Origin of the sequence: Flavobacterium sp. 11 (assembly GCF_002754315.1) — a bacterium.
Taxonomy (GTDB): Bacteria; Bacteroidota; Bacteroidia; order Flavobacteriales; family Flavobacteriaceae; genus Flavobacterium; species Flavobacterium algoritolerans.
Window position 1 is genome coordinate 1,873,304 of sequence record NZ_PEFE01000001.1, and the last position, 15,939, is coordinate 1,889,242.

General features: G+C 34.5%; 10 protein-coding genes. 2 read left to right on the forward strand and 8 right to left on the reverse strand.

Features of this window, described 5'->3' with window-relative positions:
• Positions 1–157: 157 nt before the first annotated feature.
• Positions 158–2,791, forward strand: coding sequence for a valine--tRNA ligase (locus CLV00_RS08215; protein WP_099714654.1), 2,634 nt, complete (start codon positions 158–160; stop codon positions 2,789–2,791).
• 259 nt (positions 2,792–3,050) lie between these two features.
• Positions 3,051–3,428, forward strand: coding sequence for a hypothetical protein (locus CLV00_RS08220; protein WP_099714655.1), 378 nt, complete (start codon positions 3,051–3,053; stop codon positions 3,426–3,428).
• A gap of 162 nt (positions 3,429–3,590) precedes the next feature.
• Here the strand turns inward: CLV00_RS08220 and CLV00_RS08225 are convergent, their stop codons facing one another.
• The 8 genes from CLV00_RS08225 to CLV00_RS08260 all read right to left on the reverse strand — a co-directional run bounded on the left by CLV00_RS08225 (position 3,591) and on the right by CLV00_RS08260 (position 15,935).
• Complete coding sequence (locus CLV00_RS08225) at positions 3,591–5,495, reverse strand: alpha/beta fold hydrolase (protein ID WP_099714656.1); 1,905 nt, start codon at positions 5,493–5,495, stop codon at positions 3,591–3,593.
• 135 nt (positions 5,496–5,630) lie between these two features.
• Positions 5,631–6,179 (reverse strand): PepSY-associated TM helix domain-containing protein, encoded by a 549-nt coding sequence (locus CLV00_RS08230; RefSeq protein ID WP_099714657.1) that lies wholly within the window; start codon positions 6,177–6,179, stop codon positions 5,631–5,633.
• 147 nt (positions 6,180–6,326) lie between these two features.
• Complete coding sequence (locus CLV00_RS08235; RefSeq protein WP_099714658.1) at positions 6,327–8,543, reverse strand: TonB-dependent siderophore receptor; 2,217 nt, start codon at positions 8,541–8,543, stop codon at positions 6,327–6,329.
• A 477-nt stretch (positions 8,544–9,020) separates the two neighbouring features.
• Positions 9,021–10,016 carry an FAD:protein FMN transferase gene (locus tag CLV00_RS08240; RefSeq protein ID WP_099716286.1) on the reverse strand — a complete coding sequence of 332 codons (996 nt, stop codon included), beginning with the start codon at positions 10,014–10,016 and terminating at the stop codon, positions 9,021–9,023.
• Positions 10,017–10,133: 117 nt separating this feature from the next.
• Positions 10,134–12,332 carry a PepSY domain-containing protein gene (locus CLV00_RS08245; RefSeq protein WP_099714659.1) on the reverse strand — a complete coding sequence of 733 codons (2,199 nt, stop codon included), beginning with the start codon at positions 12,330–12,332 and terminating at the stop codon, positions 10,134–10,136.
• Between the two features lie 92 nt (positions 12,333–12,424).
• Positions 12,425–12,907, reverse strand: coding sequence for a DUF2271 domain-containing protein (locus CLV00_RS08250; RefSeq protein WP_099714660.1), 483 nt, complete (start codon positions 12,905–12,907; stop codon positions 12,425–12,427).
• 86 nt (positions 12,908–12,993) lie between these two features.
• Positions 12,994–14,499, reverse strand: a complete 1,506-nt coding sequence (locus CLV00_RS08255) for an ankyrin repeat domain-containing protein (protein ID WP_099714661.1) — start codon at positions 14,497–14,499, stop codon at positions 12,994–12,996.
• A gap of 284 nt (positions 14,500–14,783) precedes the next feature.
• Positions 14,784–15,935, reverse strand: coding sequence for a PepSY domain-containing protein (locus CLV00_RS08260; protein WP_099714662.1), 1,152 nt, complete (start codon positions 15,933–15,935; stop codon positions 14,784–14,786).
• Between the last annotated feature and the right edge of the window lie 4 nt (positions 15,936–15,939).

The window sequence follows — 15,939 nt, forward strand, 5'->3', positions numbered from 1 at the left end:
ATTTCTCTTTTTATAGTGTACTTAATTATTTACTTTTGTTCCCAATTAGAATTACAAATATCAGACCAAAGTTTTAAAGTTTATTTGTTGATTTGGTTATTTGTTTAACTGAACTAACAAACAATCGAATTTAACGATTAAACGAATCCACAATAAAATGACAATTCCTGCACAATTTGACGCTAAAACCATTGAAAATAAGTGGTATGACTACTGGATGAAAAACAATTATTTTCACTCAGAACCAGACCATAGAACACCATATACCATAGTAATTCCTCCGCCTAATGTTACCGGAGTTTTGCATATGGGACACATGTTGAACAACACCATTCAAGATGTATTAATTAGAAGAGCGCGTCTTAAAGGATTCAACGCTTGCTGGGTTCCGGGAACGGATCATGCCTCGATAGCTACTGAAGCTAAGGTAGTTGCGAAATTAAAAGCCGAAGGAATTAATAAAAATGATTTAACACGCGAAGAATTTTTGGCTCATGCTTGGGAATGGACTGATAAATACGGAGGTGTAATTCTTGATCAATTGAAAAAATTAGGGGCTTCTTGTGATTGGGAACGAACCAAGTTTACGATGGACCCTGATATGTCAGCCTCAGTAATTCGTTCTTTTGTGGATTTATACAACAAAGGCTTGATTTATAGAGGATACCGAATGGTAAACTGGGATCCCGAAGCAAAAACTACTTTGTCTGACGAAGAAGTAATTTACGAAGAACAACAAGGAAAATTATATTTCCTAAAATATAAAATCGAAGGAAGTGAAGACTTTCTGACTATTGCAACCACACGTCCGGAAACTATTTTTGGAGATACCGCGATTTGTATCAATCCAAATGACGAACGTTTTGCTCATTTGAAAGGCAAGAAAGCAATTGTACCTATTTGCGGAAGAGTAATTCCAATTATCGAAGATGAATATGTTGATATCGAGTTTGGAACTGGTTGTTTGAAAGTGACTCCGGCGCACGATATGAATGACAAAGCATTAGGGGAGAAGCACAATCTGGAGATTATTGATATTTTCAATGACGATGCTACTTTGAATAGTTTTGGATTGCAGTATCAAGGACAAGATCGTTTTGTGGTTCGTGAGGCAATTGCCAAAGAATTAGAAACTATTGGAGCTTTGGCAAAAACAGAAACACACTTGAATAAAGTTGGAACTTCTGAAAGAACGAAAGCCGTAATCGAACCTCGTTTATCAGACCAATGGTTCTTGAAAATGGAAGATTTGGTAAAACCGGCGATTAAATCTGTTTTGGAAGATGGCGAAATCAAATTGCATCCAGCTCGTTTTAATAATACGTATGCACATTGGTTAAATAATATTCGTGATTGGAATATCTCTCGTCAATTATGGTGGGGACAACAAATTCCAGCTTATTTCTACGGGGACGGAAAAGAAGATTTCGTGGTTGCTGAATCTATCGAAGAAGCTTTAGTTTTAGCTAAAGAAAGAACCAACAACGTACAACTTACAACTTCTGACTTGAAACAAGATGTTGATGCATTAGATACTTGGTTTTCTTCTTGGCTATGGCCAATGTCTGTTTTTGGAGGAATTATGGATCCCGAAAGCGAAGATTTTAAATACTATTATCCAACGAATGATTTAGTTACCGGTCCGGATATTTTATTTTTCTGGGTAGCGAGAATGATTATTGCAGGTTATGAATACACAGGAAAAAAACCATTTACAAATGTATATTTGACTGGTTTAGTTCGTGATAAGCAACGTCGGAAAATGTCTAAATCATTAGGGAATTCACCTGATCCTTTAGATTTGATTGAAAAATTTGGAGCTGATGGAGTTCGTGTAGGATTGCTTTTGAGCGCTTCTGCAGGGAATGACATTATGTTTGATGAGGAATTGTGTAACCAAGGAAAAGCGTTTACCAACAAAATTTGGAATGCGTTCAAACTGATAAAAGGTTGGGAAGTTTCGGATACAATTCCGCAACCGGAATCTTCAAAAGTGGCGATTGAATGGTATGAAGCCAAATTGCAACAAACACTTCTAGAAATCGAAGACAATTTTGAAAAATATAGAATTTCCGATGCTTTAATGGCCATTTACAAACTGGTTTGGGACGATTTCTGTTCTTGGTTCCTCGAAATGATAAAACCGGCGTACCAACAGCCAATTGACAGCGTAACTTTGGCGAAAGCCATCGAAATGCTTGAAAATAATTTGAAATTATTACATCCTTTTATGCCGTTCTTGACAGAGGAAATTTGGCAAATTCTTGCCGAAAGAACTACTGAGGAAGCGTTGATTGTTTCGACTTGGCCGGAAATGAAACCTTTTAATGCGGGTCTAATTACTGATTTTGAAAATACAATTGAAGTGATATCTGGAATTAGAACGATTCGTAAAGACAAGAATATTCCGTTTAAAGATACAATCGAATTGAAAGCGGTAAACAATGATAAAGTGTCTACTTATTTTGATACTGTTATAACTAAATTAGGAAACATAACATCATTAGAATATGTTTCGGATAAAGTAGAAGGAGCATTATCTTTCCGTGTAAAATCGAATGAGTATTTCATTCCGATTACAGGAAATATAAACGTTGAAGAGGAAATTGCAAAACTGACTGCTGAGTTAGTTTATACGCAAGGTTTCTTGAAATCAGTTCAAAATAAACTGGCAAATGAGAAATTTGTGGCTGGTGCGCCAGAGAAAGTTTTGGCAAACGAAAGACAAAAAGAAGCTGATGCCTTATCTAAAATTGAGACTATCGAACATAGTTTGGCAGGATTGAAATAAGAGTTAGTTTATTTATAAAATTTAAAATCCCATTCGTCTCGGCGAATGGGATTTTTTTGTTGAAAATTAGATAAATAATTCCGATTTCGGAAAAAGCAGAATTCTTGTGATTTGTTGTGATTTGACAATATTTTGTCGATAAACGGCTATTCTATTGTGATTTAAAGAGTATTTTGTCCTTTAAACGATTTTTATGTACTAAGTAAAATATTGTTAATATGTTTGTAGTGAGATTTTCAATTAATACTTTAGTATAGAAATGAAAAAAATATATAGTCCAGCTTACAGACAACATTATTTTGAAGGATATTCAATTGGTTTGAATCCATTTTTGGAATTTAATTATGCAAAAAGGAATGAAGCTTTTATTGCTGGATTTGATTCTGGGAGATCAGATTATGAACGGATGAACGGATGCGTTAGTGATGGAATTCCGGAATGTATTGTAACTAATAAAATTTTGGAAGATTTTCTTCTGTCAGGTTTGCTTGGCTTAAGCATTGACACAGATGGTTATACTTCACATCAGATGAATTTAATTGCAAAATGGTATCAAAGTGGTGTAGAAAAATACGAGCCAAATCAAAGTATCGCTCTTTTTGAATTACTTGAAAAAAATGGAATTCAAATAAATTAAGCTTTTTATGAAATTGCTCGCCGCTTAAATTGGTTACAATTCACAAAATTTCCCTTAGATATAAGTATTGAACTAATAATGATAGACTCAGAAGGTTTACATTAAAAAAATCCATCTCATTTATAACGAGATGGATTTTTTTTTGAACTTACTTAATTATTTCTATTTCTTAGATTTTAGGTATTTATCCAAGAAGAGTAATGTGGTTTTTGTTGTCGCAATTTGGTTTTCCTTTTTTTGAAATCCATGCCCTTCATCTGGATATACTACATATTGAACCGGCACTCCATTTTTCTTTACTCCTTCTACAATTTCATCACTTTCTACAGGCAATACCCTTACATCATTAGCCCCTTGGAAAACAAGTAATGGTTTGTTTATTTTATCGTAATTGTATAATGGCGATATTTTTTTCAATCGAATACTATCAGCAGTATACGGATCTCCCATTTCGTCATAGAGCGCTTTGCGGAATGATTCCCAATAAGGAGGAATACTTTTTAATGTTCTGGGCCAATTTGCAACGCCAAATAAATCGATACCTACTTTAAATTCTTCGGGATGAAATGCTAATGCGCCTAAAACCATGCATCCGCCATAACTTCCGCCGTAAATACCAATAGCATTCGGGTCAATATAATCCTGTTCTGTCAGCCATTTTTTGCCCCAAATACAGTCTTTTAAATCTCCGTTACTATGATCTTTATTATCCATTTTGTAAAATGTTTTACCATAGCCACTGCTGCCGCGATTGTTTACGGCCAAAACCGCATATCCTTTATTAACCAGATATTGTATGGTGTTTGAATATCCAATGCGACTTTGCCCGCCGGGTCCGCCGTGTACCCAGATTAATGCTGGAACTTTATTGTTTTTAGAAGCTTGTAAAGGCTTATAATAAATAGCTGGTATTTCTTTGCCATCAAAAGATTTGAAACGAATCACTTCGGCTTTTGCAAGATCGTCTTGATTGATTTTTTTACTTAGAGTGGAAGTCAGTTGTTTTAGTTTTTTGGAAGTAATATCATAAAGATATAAGTTTGGAGAGCTGGTACTGCTTCCTACAGTCAGCAATAATTTATTTTCACTATTGGAAATGATTACATTTATTACATCACCATCGTCAAAGTCAGGTAGCTTTAGCGGTTTTCCGGTTGCATGTTCAAAAAGGAGTACTTTGTTTTTCCCGTCATTGTTCACAAAAACAATATGGTATTTTTCTTTTTCGCTTAAAGACATATACATTACATCCCACTTATCTTTGAAAATTTCTTCTGATTTTCCGGTATTGATATTGTATTTGAGTAACGAACTGAATTCTTTATCTTCATTACTGGTATAATAAAAAATGCTGTCATTTTTTTCAAAAGCCATTGGACTCCAATTTGCTTCTTTGTCGTTACTGAGACGTTTAGTTGTTTTAGTTTTACTATCGTATAAATACATTTCGTTTTTATCCGTAGTGATTTCTTTGGTAAGTGCTATATAACGTTCCGTTTTACTAATTACTGATGGGGTTAAACCGGATTCATTTTGGTATAAAATGGTAGGTTTCCAAGTTAGAGTGTCTAATTTTAAAATATCAAAATACTTTACATCTCGCTTGTTACTGTTTATGTACATGTTTTTTTTGTCTTGGCTCCAGCCATTGAAACTATTGGCGCTATTTGCCCAAGGAGTGATGTCTTTTGGAGTATTACTTTTACGATCCATTAGGAATAAATGAGAATTTTCATTCCCTCCTTCATCAGCCGAATAAATGAATTTAGAACTTCCCGGTAAATAATCTACAGTATAAATACTTTCTTTAGTAGATTTTGTCAATGCTATAGCGGTAGTATCTGCGAGAGATAACTCATACGCATTGTAGATTCCAGTTGTGTTATTGTTTATTAGAATTTTTGTTTCATCGTTATTGAATCCTGAAGCACTTATCGATTTGGTATTGTAAAAATCTTCCAAGTCATATTGTTCAGGCAAACGTGCTTCTTCCTTTTTTTTCTCATCCTTACATGATGAAAGTATCATGATTAATAAAGCCCCAAATAAAATAGATGTTTTTTTCATAATTTAAAATTTGTTAAGTCATTATATATCAATTGTTACCATCAAATATATGAAAAAAATAACGCTTTGATGAAAAATAGAAAACCCCGTCTATTTCTAAACGAGGTTTTTGAATTTTATGTGTTAAATTGGATTTTATCCCAATAAAAACAGAAAAATCAATGGAAAAATTACTCCGGCTACTGCGAGTTTCCAACCTCTGTTTTTCCAACTGAATTTCCCGGCTTTGATCATTATTGTTCCTGTCAAAGCGATGATGATTAAACTGATGGCAAAAATATCAGAATAATAAATCCAGAAATTAGATGTGTTTTTATGCAATTTCATCGATTGACTGATTATTGGTGTTTTTACAAAAGAGATGATTTCTCCTTTTCCGGTTTTCATATCAATTTCGACATCGTGGTTTTCAAAAGAAATTTTAAATTCTCCTTTTTTCACTGTGTGACGTCTCATTTTGTCATCGATGCCCAGTTGTTTACCTAAATCTTCAGAAAATTTTTCGTTGATTTCACTTTCCTCCGGCAATTTCACTTCAATCGCTTTTGTTTCAGTAGTATATTTTTCTGGATGCCAAGCATCTCTATGGTTCATCAAAAGCCCAGAGAAGGCAAATGATACAATAAGTCCAATATAAAAATAGCCTAAATCACGGTGCAAATTTCTGAATTTTATTTTTTTCATAATTTTTAATTTAATGAGGGAATCGTATTTTTATTCTTTTGCAAGCACAATTTTTTAGTTCGTTAAAATAACAAAAACTTTTTCTGCTTTTCAAAAAAATGAAATTGGCAGAAAAAGTTTTGGATGAAGTAAAACCCAAGTTTGGTTTTAGAATTTATATTTTAAACTTGTCAATATTTGACGCGGTGCAATTGGATTGATACTGTAGTTTTCGTGTACCGTATAATTCAACTCATTTGTAATGTTTGACAACCTACATAAGATTGAGATTTTTTTCCAAGTATAACCTGCAGAAACATCTATTGTAGTATAACCACTCATTGGAATTTCTCTGTCATTGATTGTTTGAGCTCCAGTATTAGGATTAATTACAACTAGATTATTCCAACCTCCAAGACGGTCACCAATGTAGTTCCCGATTGCTCCAAAAGAAACACCTTTTAATGCTCCAGCTGGCAAAGTATAGAAAAAGCTTAAATTAGCGGTATTAGCTGGAGTTCTTACCACACGATCTCCTTGAATAGTACTTCCGTTTAATCCTGATGTTTTGGTATAACGCATATCGTTGTAGCTGTAACCGGCAATGATGTTTAAGCCTTCTGTAGGTCTGGCTGTAATATCAATTTCAATTCCTTTGCTAGTAGTTTCTCCGTTCAAGACTTTTATAGTCGTATCAGTATTGTTTGATCCATCAGCTTTAAATTCTGCTGTTTGTGCCAAATTGCTGTTTGTGATTTGGTACGCAGTAATATTTGTACTCAAAATACCTCTCCAGAAATCTTTTTTAATACCTGCTTCATATTGGTCTATGATTGAAGGTTTTATTGGTTTTAAATCAACTGTTGTTCCAGTATTTGGTGTAAATGAGTTAGAGTAGCTGGCAAACAAAGACATCTCTTTTGTTGGTTGATACACTAATCCAAATTTTGGAGAGAATGCCTCATCTTTACGTATTGGAGCTTGAGTTGTCAAGCTGTTGTTGATTACTTCTGCTTCTTGCCAAGACCAACGAATTCCTGCTAAAAGTTTAATTTTTTCTGTAAACGAAATCAAATCTTGTGCATAAACCCCAAAACGGTTTGTATCAGTACTTACTATTCGGGTAAGCGTAGAATTTGGTTCATCCATTCGCTGTGTTGCAGGGTCGAAAGTAAAGATATTTACAGTATCATAATTGGCAGTACTAAAAGCAAACGTATATGCTTGTGCAAAAGAGTTTTCAAAATCTACACCTGTTAACAATTGATGTTTTATTTTTCCGGTGTTGAAGTTTCCTTGTATGCTTAATTGATCTCCAAAAATTTGTTCAGTACCTTTATTCTGTCCTAATGGTCTATTGAAATTTCCATAAGGATTAGCTGTTGGAGATATTACAATACGTTCTGTAGCTTTTGATTCTCTGTCGAAATTTTGAAAAGAAGCATTGAAATTTAATTTCCAGTTGTCATTGAAACTGTGATTAAGTAATGCGGAAGCACTTGCTGATTTTGTTTTTCCATTTGACCAAAGCGCACCATAATAGTTACTGCGTGGCACATCAACAATTTCTTTTCCTATTACTCCAGTTCCAAAATCTGGTGTCCAATTGCTTTTCAAGTAATCTCCTTGTACTGTAATTTGAGTTTTATCAGTTACATTAAAAAGGAAAGAGGGATTAATGTATAAACGTTCGTTTTTCACAACATCTCTAAAGCTTTCTGAATTTTCGTAAGAACCTGTAAAACGATATGCAATATTTTTATTTAATGGTCCGTAAAAATCTACAGCTGGTTTATAGTAAGCAAAACTTCCTGCTTGCATAGAAATTTCTCCACCACTTTTGAAAGATGGTGTTTTCGTAACTAAATTTAAGATTCCTCCAGGAGCAACGTTACCAAATAATAAAGCCGCACTACCTTTTAAAAATTCTACTTTTTCCAAAGAAGAAACCTCAGGAATAGACCCCGCATTATAGCGAAAACCATTTTTAAACATATTGTTGGCTGACATATCATATCCTCTAGAATAAAATGATTCTTGAGCGCCACCACGTGCAGAACCTACATAAACACCATTGGCATTTTTCAGTACCTCACTCAAACGAATGCTTTGTTGTTGTGCTATAATTTCAGATCCAATAACTTGTACACTTTGTGGAGTGTCCATTGGTTTTAAACCTGATCTCAATGCTGAAACTGGTTTTTTCTCCTTGTTGGCTGTGATAATAACTTCTTTTAGTATCCCTCCTTTTTTGTTTTTTATAGTGTCAAATTCTGAAGAAGTAGTTTCATCATAATTTTTATCACCAGAAGCATTTGCTGATTCTTGTGCTAGACAGGATAAACTGAATAAAAGTGTTAAAGTTGGAAGTAAAATATATTTCATGATTGTTTATTTGGAATAATTAAAAATAACGATGCAAATATAAAACCCAAGTATGGATTTGCAAAACTTATTTAGATTAAATATTAATAAAAATTAAAAATATATTTAACGTATTGTTTTTTAGTGTTTTATATTTTTATGAAACAACCATTTTTACCTGAAGCTTTCTTTTTCATGGTCTTTGTCTTGTTAATATTACTTTTTTGACCCTGTGAATTCTGAAATTCATCCCTTGAAAAGTGTTTGAAGAACTTTTATGTTAAATTTTGTTAAAGCAATTTGCAAATACCATGGTTGAGGAGGACATTTTCGGTGCTGCAGATTTTAAGGATTAGCAACTGTTTTCAAAGGGAATACTTGATTTGTGGAATTGGTGTCAAAACAGAATATTGTAATAACCATTCATAAGCACTAATACGAAGCCTATCTTTGATGCAATAGTATTTAATTTCGGAGTGTTTTAATGCTTAGAGTAAATTAAAGCTTTGCCTTAAATTTCTTGATTCGGAAGTTTTTTGATTTCACAACTTTTCCATCATCAGTAATTATGATGCAGCTGTAATCAGGATATTTGTTGAGTAAAAGCAGTCCTGCCGTTTTTCCTAAAACCATTAGCGAAGTACTCAAGCCGTTAGCCGTTTCAGCATTTGGTCCAAAAACAGTCACACTACACAAGCCCGTTGCGGGATAGCCCGTTGCCGGATTGATGATATGGGAATAGCGTTTGCCGTCAAAAACAACAAATTTCTCATAGCTCCCTGAAGTGGTTACTGCATCTTGTTCTAATGGAACAACAGCCAGAAGTTTTTCGGGATGAAAGGGATTGGTAATTCCTATATTCCAAGGTTTCCCGTTAGGTTGCTTTCCCCAAGTGCTCATATCGCCTGATCCGTTTATAATTCCGGCTTTGATACCTTTTGCTAGCATCATATCTCGGCATTTATCGGTGGCATATCCTTCTCCTAATGCTCCAAATCCAATCTTCATTCCTTTTAGTTTTAGGAAAATGGTAGATTGAACACTATCCAAAATAATATTTTTATAGCCTACTTTTTCAACCGATTTTTTAATGGCTTCCGCCGAAGGCATCGCAGTCATGGAACCGTCAAATTTCCAGATTTTATCCATCGCCGCAAAACTGATGTCAAAACCGCCATGGGTTACTTCAGAAAATTGAATCGCTCTTTGTGTTAATTCAAAAACTTCTCTATCCACTTTTACTGGTCGAATACCCGCATTTTGGTTCACTTCAGATACTTGTGAATCCGATTTCCAATCAGAAATTAAATTCTCGATTCGGGTAATTTCTGCAATAACGGCGTCTATGTTTTGTTCTGCCGATACTGAATCTTTGGCAACAATGCTAATATCAAAACGACCGCCCATAAGTAAGGTGGTTCTTTTGCGTAAGACCTGGCTGTGGCTTGTGAAAGCGCAAATTAGTAAAAGGAGAAAGAGGAATTGGAATTTCATAATAAAAGTATCAGTAGTCATTGCGAGGAACGAAGCAATCGCACTAGCATAAGCATATAAGTTGAGCAACTAATGTGATTGCTTTGTTCCTCGCAATTACAAAGTAACATAATTCCACTAATAACAATCCGTCAATACTTGTCCATTCGCTTTATAAGCTGCAATTTCCATACTTGTTCTGGAAAGACATAATTTATCAAGAACAGCTTCTACATCTTTTTGCATCGCAAGCGAACCGCAAATCATTACAACGCCTCCTTGTGTTAACAAATCCATGAAAAAATCAGCGTCACGTTTGATTAAATCCATCACATAATTATGGTCTGCTTCACGGGATAAAGCCAAATAAAAACTTTGGAGTTGTTGTTTCTCCATCATTTCATCGGCGAATTTTTTATATCCTAAAACAGTTTCAGTTTCCTTTCGAAAGCCGGAATACAAGTGGATTTCGGTTTTTTTCTTGTTTTGTTCTATCATGCCCAGAAAGGGAGCGATACCGGTTCCATTTGAAATTAGTGCTACTTTGGGTGCTTTTTTCGGAAAGTGAAAAGCAGCATTCTTGAGGATTCTGGCTTTTATAATCGAACCAGGTTCCACACCATATAAAAAGCCGGATCCCAAACCTGAAGGATGCAGTTTTACCACTAATAATATGTTGCCATTATGGTTTCCGATAGAGTATAGGCGTTCTCGGGTGTCATTTGCAGGATAAATAGCCAAGAGGTCGCCCGAAGTAAATTTAGCGCTCCTGCTAGCGCGTAATGTGAGTAAAAAAGTATGTTCCGTATCAGAAATGGCGGTCTTGTCCAATACCACCAGTTTCTCCAAACCTTTTGGAACCTCATTGTATACTGATGGAGTGGAGGAAAGAGAAATTCCTGTTTTGGCACTCCATAATTTTACCCAACCTACAAATTCTTCAGCTGATTTGTCATTTACGGTTTGTAATTCTAAGAAGTGCTCCGCCCAATTTTGTTTCGCCAATAAAGTGTCAATGTCACGTGCATAACCACAAAAATCAGGATACGCTTTTGAACCAAATCCGACTACCGAAACATTGATTTTTTGTTGTTGTTCGGTTTTGTTAATGAGCGAAATAAATTTGCTCGCATTAGAAGGAGCATCTCCTAATCCGTGGGTTGAAGTAAATACGATAAGATGTTCTGCTTTTGGGTAAACCGAATAATTATTCAATTCAGTAAGGAAAGCTTTTTCTCCGTGAGCAAGTAATTGTTTGTGAATAGCATTAGCAAATCGCAATGAACTTCCATTTTCAGAACCTACCAGCAAAATAAATCTACTGTCTTCGGGTTTGAATTTGTTTTTAATGCGACTCGATCTTCGTTTCAAAGTCATTGCAAATCCCGAGTAGATAAAAAAGAGAATATTTAAACTCGCTATTCCTAAAATTATCGCCCATAAAATACTGGTTCGACCGGTATGTAAGTTAAGACTCAAATCCGATATTAAAGCTCTCATCGGAAAAGGAGTTTCATTTACAATTGCCCCGGAAACCTGATTGACTTCTATTTCTCGGTCTTTTAATGTAATGATATAATATTCTTCGGGATCATCCGAAAAAGGGAATTCAATTTTTTGAACATCAGCCAGAAGTGTATTTTTAAAAACGGAATTAGCTGCACTTTTTTCTGCAATAGGCGCAGTTACAGTCGTTTCAGTTTTTTCTTCTGAATCTGTTTTTTCAAGGAAAAAATTAAACTTTTCCAAGGTTAAATAGGTTCCTGAAAGTGCGATAATCAGAATCGGAATCAGCGATAATCGTCCTAGAAAAATATGGTAATATTGGGCAAAATTTTCTTTTACAATTTTAGAAAACAAACTGCGAAGACTTCTTTGTCGGTTGAGTATCAAAGCAAAACCCGAAATGGAAATCAATACTAACAAAAAGGAAATAAAACCAACAAAAAAACGCCCCGTTTCTTTAAGAAATAAAGAACGATGGAGCGCTGTCGTCCATTGGATAAACTCACTTTTTTTGATGGGATCTCCTAGTATTTTTCCAGTTCTTGGATCAACATAAGCATTGACATCATTATCTTCCTGGTCGATACCTTGCAGGGTTACAAATTGATTGTGGTTTACACTCAATTCGGTTATTTCAGGATAGGTTTTGCGCAATATTGGCAAAGTTTCTCCAAGTGTTATTTTGTCGAAATTTTCTACTTTGTATGGCGGTGTTTTCTCTTGTATGGCATCGACTGCGAGTATGACACCAGTTACAGATGCCAATATCAAAAATGCAGCAGAAAATACAGCCAAAGCCAAGTGTGAGTAACGCCAAAAAGAAAGAGTCATTGATAATAAATTTTAACATATAAGTCATATAAGTTTTACGTTTTGTAAAAGCTTATATGACTTAATATGGTTTAATGTAAAAGCTGTTTATTTTATATTTTGTTTAATCTTACGTAACGAATATAACCTTTACCTTCAGTTTTTGCAGCAATTCCTTCTGTTGTTAGCGGAATTTCTAAATCGGCGGTATAATATTTATGATCTTCTACAGCTGTTTCAAAGCGTAATTTAAATCCTTTGTTGATTTTAGCATCTTCAATTTCTAGTGTAGTGATGCTACGGTCTCCACCAGTTACTGAAGCTCCAGTTTTGGCGCTGATGTTTTCTGGTTTTTTAGAATAGAATTTATGCCACTCTTTTAGGGTTTTGTACCATTTTTTATCGTCACCCATTACATATAATGTTTTCACATATTCGCCTTTAGTGTTTACAAGTGAAACTACAATATAAGCGCCTTCTCCCATGTAGTTGGACATTTGGAGCATGCATTTGTATTTACTGGTTTGTGCGGCAGCTTGAAAGGACAAAAGGAATAGAAACGCTATAGATAAACTAATTTTCAGGATTGATTTCATATGTAGATAATATTTGTTTTAAAGGAATATGGTATCGCCATTCTTTATTATTGTTTGTGATTTTCTATCACGGCAATTTCATATTGTTATTTTAAAAATTCTAGAGATACGTTGTTTTTTGTTAAAGACTCATTTTCTTTTGCTAAGGCATAGGCACTTTCGTCAAAATCAGTGGTGATTTCTTTTTTGGCACCAATAGAGATCAGGTATTTTAAGATAGTATCGTCTTTAGAGATCATAGCTGCTTTGTGCAAAGCGGTTAAACCATCTTTGTTTTTTGCGTTTACATCGACGCTTAAATCAGTAATTTTCTTTAGCAAAGTTAAATCGCTTTTTGCGATAGCAAAGTGATAAAGCGTGCTTCCATCTTTTTGAGGAGTGACTACGTTTAATCCTTTATCCTGAAGTAGTTTTATTTTAGCTTCAAAAGGATCTTGTTTTGGTCCATTAGCAGCTTCTGGTCCACGACCTATTGGTCTGTAGGACTGTATTAAGTAATATCCTAAGTTGTTTCCATCTTTGTCTTGAACGTTTGCAGCGGCACCTTTACTCAATAATAGTGCAACTGCTTCTGGTGTCCCAGATTTCACAGCCATCGTTAATGCCGACTCACCTTTACCATTTTGTATATTGATATTTTTTACAATTGGCAATAACAGTTCTAGTGCAGCAATTTCTCTTGACCCGGCTGCTGCCATTAATGCAGTATTCCCTTCATTATCGGCTTTGTTGGCGTCTACTCCTTTTGCTAAAAAGTAATTGATGATTTCAGTTTGGTTGGATTTACTTACCAGAAAATGAAGTACAGTCTCTCCTGTTTTGCTAGTTACTGTTGGTTTTAGTTTTAATTCTTCTACCAAGTATTTATAGGTTTCAATTGTGTTTGCGTCTCTACGAGAGCCTTGTGCAGCAATAATTAGTGCATTATCAGTGTATTTCACTCCTTTTTCTAACAGTGTTTTTAAAAGGGTTACATTTCCAGTTCTGGCTGCATAATTAAAGGCCGTATTTCCATCATTATCAATGTCTTTAAGAGACAATCCTTTAGAAACAAAATAGGTAGTAAGTGTCAGGTTTTTGTCTGACGGTATTGCCATAAACAATAGGTTTAGACCGTCTTTATATTTTTTCTTTGGGTCTATTCCAGCTTTAAAAAGCGCATCATAAACTGCAGTATTATTTTGACCGTTATTGGCTGCAAATGTAATTGGAGTAAAGCCTTGGCTATCTTCTAGGTTAATGTCTGATCCTTTGGCTATAAGGTATTCTACGATTGCTGTATTTCCTTTATTAGCGGCCCAATGTAAATAAATACGATTATCATGAGTAGATTTAGTGACTTCATTTCCGGGTTGTTCCAATAAGAATTTTATTGTAGCCTCAGGTGCATCATTATTAATAGCCATAACGGTTACATCAAAAGCATTAGGTGTTGATGCTGATGGGCTGTTCCCTTTTGCTATTTCTGCTTTAACTGCGTTTACATCTGGTGTTGTTTTCCAGAAAGACTGCTCCAAAAGTGTATTTTTTTGCTGCGCACTCACAAATAAAGTAGCGACTAAGGCAAATGAAATAAAAAGATTCTTTTTCATAAATGTATTGTCAAGGTTCTTATTAATAGGGAAAGTTTGTTTATTTAATAGTTGAGTTATTTAGAATAAATAAAAATAACGCAAATGTAAAAATAAATAGTATAATAGCAATTATTATTTACCCTATAAAGAGAAATTTTTTATTGTGTTTTTTTATACTTGTTTGCACTATATCTAATTCAAAAAGCATAAAAATTTTTTCAATTATCTATTTAGATATAAAATGAATTGAAAGGTTTAATGCAATTACTTTAAATAGTTCAATTATGTTTTTTTATTTTGATTTACGCTGAAACTGTTGTTGTGTTTTTATTTTTTTTATTTCGTCCCCACCAAATATAGCATCCGGATATTGGCAGACTTGCAATGAGTAAACTACAAAGAAAGGCGAATATTTTCCCCGGTAATCCTAATATGGCTCCGGTGTGAATATCATAATTCATTTTCATGAGGTTATCAGCAACTTTATCCGCTGTTTTTCTACCCCAAAGATGGGAAACAGTCATTTCTTCCAAGCTGTATTGATCAAAATAGCGGTAGTCAATTTTCCAATACGTTCCTTTGTCACTATTCGCATTGGCGGCTATTGGTGAAAGATTCGATTCCGGCGGATGAATTTCAATGGATTTAGCTTGAGGATATTCTTTCTGCATTTTAAGCCAAACAGCATCTAATGGTTTTACGGTTGAAGTAGTTGCAGTTTTCTGATTTTTTTTCGAAAGCGGTTCTTCATATAACAATGATTTTTCACCGCCGGACACTTTATAATACGAGTACGCAAACCATTGAAATCCCCATACTAATCCCGTAATGGCAAAAATAATTCCGATTATCAAGATGTAAAAACCGGTGACATTATGTAAATCATAATTTTTTCTTTTCCATTTTGTACCTTTTTTCCATTTGAACCAAAAGCGTTGTTTTGCGGCACTTTTATTTTTTGGATACCAAAGAATTAAACCCGAAACGAGCAGTATCAGAAATAGTAATGTCGCCGATGCCACAATAGTCTGCCCAATTTCATGAGGCAGCCAAAGATAGAAATGTCCGTCTAGTATAAAAGGGAAAAAACCTTCCTCATTATTGATCGTTTTCAGCACTTTTCCTGTATAAGGATTCATGTAAGTTGTATAATGATAACTGGGTTCGTAATGAAAAAATATAGCTTCAACAGAATTATTTTTTTCATTGTATTTGATGGCGTGAAGTACTTTATTAGGAACTTCTTTTCTAGCGATGATTTCCAGTTGAGATGGAGGTAAAAAGGATTTATTTTGCGTTTCCACAAAACGATATTCTTCTGTGATGTCCTGTATTTCCTCTTGAAAGGCATACAAACATCCTGTTATGGCGATTATAAAAACAATTAAACCAGAGGACAAACCAAGCCAAAGATGGATTTTTCGAATTGCTTTTTTGAAGTTGTTATTTTTCATTTAA

What these genes read in the sequence shown, in the direction of transcription:
- CLV00_RS08215 (WP_099714654.1), top strand. Translation starts at nt 158, where the DNA reads ATGACAATTCCTGCACAATTTGACGCTAAAACCATTGAAAATAAGTGG.
- CLV00_RS08220 (WP_099714655.1), top strand. Translation starts at nt 3,051, where the DNA reads ATGAAAAAAATATATAGTCCAGCTTACAGACAACATTATTTTGAAGGA.
- CLV00_RS08225 (WP_099714656.1), bottom strand. Translation starts at nt 5,495, where the DNA reads ATGAAAAAAACATCTATTTTATTTGGGGCTTTATTAATCATGATACTT.
- CLV00_RS08230 (WP_099714657.1), bottom strand. Translation starts at nt 6,179, where the DNA reads ATGAAAAAAATAAAATTCAGAAATTTGCACCGTGATTTAGGCTATTTT.
- CLV00_RS08235 (WP_099714658.1), bottom strand. Translation starts at nt 8,543, where the DNA reads ATGAAATATATTTTACTTCCAACTTTAACACTTTTATTCAGTTTATCC.
- CLV00_RS08240 (WP_099716286.1), bottom strand. Translation starts at nt 10,016, where the DNA reads ATGAAATTCCAATTCCTCTTTCTCCTTTTACTAATTTGCGCTTTCACA.
- CLV00_RS08245 (WP_099714659.1), bottom strand. Translation starts at nt 12,332, where the DNA reads ATGACTCTTTCTTTTTGGCGTTACTCACACTTGGCTTTGGCTGTATTT.
- CLV00_RS08250 (WP_099714660.1), bottom strand. Translation starts at nt 12,907, where the DNA reads ATGAAATCAATCCTGAAAATTAGTTTATCTATAGCGTTTCTATTCCTT.
- CLV00_RS08255 (WP_099714661.1), bottom strand. Translation starts at nt 14,499, where the DNA reads ATGAAAAAGAATCTTTTTATTTCATTTGCCTTAGTCGCTACTTTATTT.
- CLV00_RS08260 (WP_099714662.1), bottom strand. Translation starts at nt 15,935, where the DNA reads ATGAAAAATAACAACTTCAAAAAAGCAATTCGAAAAATCCATCTTTGG.